Raw genomic sequence first — 3,852 nt, forward strand, 5'->3', positions numbered from 1 at the left:
TTTGGCGGAGGCGGCGGCGGCGGCGGCGGGCGGGGCGGCGCGGGCGGCGGGCGGCTCCAGTTCGCCTTCTACCACACCTGGTATTTCGAGGACACGGTGCTGGTCCGCGCCGGTGGCCCGCTGCTCGATGCGCTGAACGGCGACGTGATCGGCAGCGGCGCGGGCTCCGGGGGAGGACAGCCGCGCCACCAACTGGAGGGGCAGGCCGGCTATTCCAACAACGGCCTCGGCATCCGCGCCTCGGCCAACTACCAGACCGCGACCCTCGTGCGTGGCGGCGCGGCGGCGGGAGCGGCCGCCACCGACGGCACGCTCGATTTCTCCAGCCTCGCGACCTTCGACCTGCGGCTGTTCGCCGACATGGGTCAGCAGCTGAAGTTCGTCGTCCGGCACCCCTGGGCGCGCGGACTGCGGCTGACGTTCGCCGTCACCAACCTGTTCGACGGGCGCCAGCGGGTGACCGACGGCACCGGCGCGACGCCGGTCAGCTACCAGCCAGCCTATCTCGACCCGCTGGGCCGCGCGGTCCGGCTTAGCCTGAGGAAGCAGCTGTACTGACGGCGAGGACGGATGCCCTGTCCCGCGGGCCACGTCCTGTGGCAGAGAGGCGCGATGAGAGCCGTTCCCCACGCCCGCCCCGACCTCGAACGCCTGTTCGGGCGCCCGTGCGCGAGTTTCGCGAAGTCCGTGCCCGCGACATGAGCTCCACCTCCGATGTCCTGATCGTCGGGTCGGGCGCCGCCGGCCTCACCGCCGCGCTCACCCTGGCGGACCGCTTCCGTGTGACGGTGCTCGCGAAGGGCGCGTTGAACGAGGGGTCGACCGCCTGGGCGCAGGGCGGCATCGCCGCCGTCCTCGAACCCGGCGACACGTTCGCCAACCATGTCGAGGACACGATGGTCGCGGGCGCCGGGCTCAACGACCGCGATGTCGTCGAGTTCGTGATCGGCGGGGCGCCCGCGGCCATCGAGCGACTGGTACGGCTCGGCGTACCGTTCGAGACGGACGGAAACGCCCTTCACCTGACGCGCGAGGGCGGTCATTCCCACCGGCGCATCGTCCACGTCGCCGATGCGACCGGCTGGGCGGTGCAGGAGGCGCTGCAACGCGCGGCCGAGGCGCATCCCAACATCACGTTGCTGCCCGACCGCGTCGCCATCGACCTTGCCACCAGCCGCCACGAGGAACGCTATTCCGGCGCCGGCACCGTCTGGGGCGTCTATGCGGTCGAGCGCACGTTGGGCCACGTCGAGCTGCACACCGCGCGCGCGACGATCATGGCGACCGGCGGCGCCGGGCGCACGTACCTTTTCTCCACCGCGCCGCGCGGCGCGACCGGCGACGGGATCGCGATGGCGTGGCGCGGCGGTTGCCGCATCGCCAACATGGAGATGATGCAGTTCCATCCGACCTGCCTCTATGATCTCGACGTCAAGAACTTCCTGATAACCGAGGCGGTGCGCGGGGAAGGCGGGCGGCTGGTCAACCCGCGCACCGGCCACCGCTTCATGCCCGACATCGATCCGCGCGCCGAGCTTGCCCCGCGCGACGTGGTGGCGCGCGCGATCGACGCGGAGATCAAGCGCGACGGGCTCGATTACGTCCATCTCGACATCAGCCACATGCCCGCGGCGTTCGTGCGCGGGCACTTCCCCAACATCCACGAGAAGCTGCTGGGGCTGGGCATCGACATGACGCGCCAGCCGATCCCGGTCGTGCCGGCGCAGCATTACACCTGCGGCGGGATCGTGGTCGACCGCGACGGGCGCACCGACCTGCCCGGGCTGTACGCCGCCGGCGAATGTACCGAATCCGGCCTGCACGGCGCGAACCGGCTGGCGTCCAACTCGCTGCTGGAATGCTTCGTGTTCGGCGAGGCGTGCGCGACGGACATCGCCGCGCGCTGGGACACCCTGCCCCCCGTGCCCGCGATCCGCCCGTGGGACGAGAGCCGCGTCACCGACTCGGACGAGGAGGTGGTCATCAAGCAGAACTGGACGGAGATCCGCCGCTTCATGTGGAACTATGTCGGCATCGTGCGCACCACCAAGCGGTTGCAGCGCGCCGCGAGCCGCATCCGCCTGCTACAGGAGGAGGTCGCGGACTATTACGGCCACTTCCGCGTGACGCCCGACCTGATCGAACTGCGCAACCTGATCCAGACCGCCGAACTGATCGTCCGCTCCGCGCTGCAACGCCACGAGAGCCGCGGGCTGCATTACGTGCTCGACTGGCCCGGGACGCTGCCGGACGCCGTCGACACCGTGCTGGTGCCCTGAACGGGCCGGACAGCCCCGGCACCACTCGAATTGCCGTCACGGGCGCTCCTCCGGCGCTCGGGTGAGGCCCAGCCGGCGGATCAGCGGCCCCATCGTCAGTCCTTGGACGAAGATCGAGAAGGCCACCACCGCGAACGCCACGACGACGATCGTTCCGCGCTCGGGCACCTGGCGGGGCAGCGCCAGGGCGAGCGCCAGGGCGAGCGCGCCACGAAGCCCGCCCCAGAACAGCACATGCTTGTAGGCCCAGGGCACCGCGAGGCGCGTCCGGGCGAAGGCGAGCACGACCGGGTACACCGCCAGCGCACGCCCGGCGAGCGACAGGACGACCGCCAGCAGCGCCGCCTCGATGACGAAACCGACCGGCATCGTCGCCTCCTGCCCGCCGATCAGCAGGAAGATCGCCGAGTCGATGAGGAAGGCGACATACTCCCAGTGCCTGAGCACGCCGCGCCGGCCCTCGTCGCTGATCGAGCCGACGAAGCCCCAATTGCCCATCACCAGCCCGGCCGCCAGCGTCGCCAGCACCCCCGAACAGCCGAAATGCTCGGCGACCAGAAAGGCGCCATAGGCGATGAGCGTGGAGATCATGACCTCCACCAGCCGGTCGCTGGTGCGTCCCGCGATCAGGATCAGCGGCACCGCCACGCCGACGCCGATGCCGATGCCGCCCAGCGAGGTGCGGACCAGCTCCCAACCGATGCCGCCGACACTCACCGCCCCGCCGCCGGCGATCCCGCTGAGGATCGCGAAGGCGACCGCGGCGACGCCGTCGTTCAGCAGGCTCTCCGACTCCACCAGCAGGTGTAGTCGCGGCTCGACCGTCCATTGCCGGAAGGCGGCGATCACCGCGACGGGATCGGTGGCGGCGATCAGCACGCCGAACAGGCCCGCCCCGATCCAGCTCCATCCCGCCCAATAGTGCATGCCCGCCGCCACCACGCCCGCGGCGAGCCCAACGCCCAGCGTCACGAGGGCGAGCAGCAGCGGCAGTTCGCGGCGCAGCGGCGACCACGGGATCTGGATCGCGGCTTCGAAGACGAGCGGGGGCAGCAGCACGAAATAGATCAGCTCGCGCGTCAGCGGCGGTGATATCCCGGGCGCGACCAGCGCCACGGCCAGCCCGGCCGCGACCAGCCCCACGCTGTAGGGCAGCCGCAACCGCTGGCACGCGAGCGCCACTAGGGTCGCCAGCCCGAGCATCCCGCCGATCATCAGGAAAATGGTCTCGTCCATCCCCACCCTCTTTCACGACGCGCGGCGCAAGACCACCGGTTTGGGCGGATCCGCCCGGAGCCGGACCGGCCCCGCGACCCTCGCAGCGACCGGCACCGCAACTGGACCCGCTTCAGCCGCGGTTCACCGCATGGGCCGCAACAGCCCGCTTTTCCTGATGAATGCTTCCGCAAGAGTGGTACCGCCGATGGCGGGCGAAGATCATGTCGGTGATGATACGGGAATGATGACCAGACCAAGCGTTCGTCGTTGCATGTCGCCCGCGATCGTCACCGCCCTGTCGGCGGCGCTCGCCGGCTGCGGGCCGTCCGGCCATCCGGGCGCCGGCGCCCGGATG

2 protein-coding genes and 1 pseudogene are annotated in these 3,852 nt (G+C 70.8%); 2 read left to right on the top strand and 1 reads right to left on the bottom strand.

Annotation, left to right across the window (positions count from 1 at the left end; translation table 11 throughout):
- Both HUV01_RS13490 and nadB read left to right on the top strand, forming a co-directional pair.
- Positions 1 to 558: pseudogene (locus tag HUV01_RS13490) on the top strand (TonB-dependent receptor); the annotation flags it as partial.
- Between the two features lie 140 nt (positions 559 to 698).
- Entirely contained in the window at positions 699 to 2,279 is a 1,581-nt protein-coding gene (gene nadB / locus HUV01_RS13495) for an L-aspartate oxidase (protein WP_174298739.1), read from the top strand.
- Positions 2,280 to 2,315: 36 nt separating this feature from the next.
- On the opposite strand, the gene HUV01_RS13500 is transcribed toward nadB, so the two are convergent.
- On the bottom strand, positions 2,316 to 3,515 hold the full coding sequence (locus tag HUV01_RS13500) for a cation:proton antiporter (RefSeq protein ID WP_174298740.1): 1,200 nt from the start codon (positions 3,513 to 3,515) through the stop codon (positions 2,316 to 2,318).
- Positions 3,516 to 3,852: the final 337 nt, after the last annotated feature.

This window comes from Sphingomonas bacterium, assembly GCF_903643035.1.
In the GTDB taxonomy this organism is placed as follows: domain Bacteria; phylum Pseudomonadota; class Alphaproteobacteria; order Sphingomonadales; family Sphingomonadaceae; genus Sphingomonas.

Coding starts and splice junctions, on each gene's coding strand:
- nadB (WP_174298739.1), top strand. CDS start 699: ATGAGCTCCACCTCCGATGTCCTGATCGTCGGGTCGGGCGCCGCCGGC.
- HUV01_RS13500 (WP_174298740.1), bottom strand. CDS start 3,515: ATGGACGAGACCATTTTCCTGATGATCGGCGGGATGCTCGGGCTGGCG.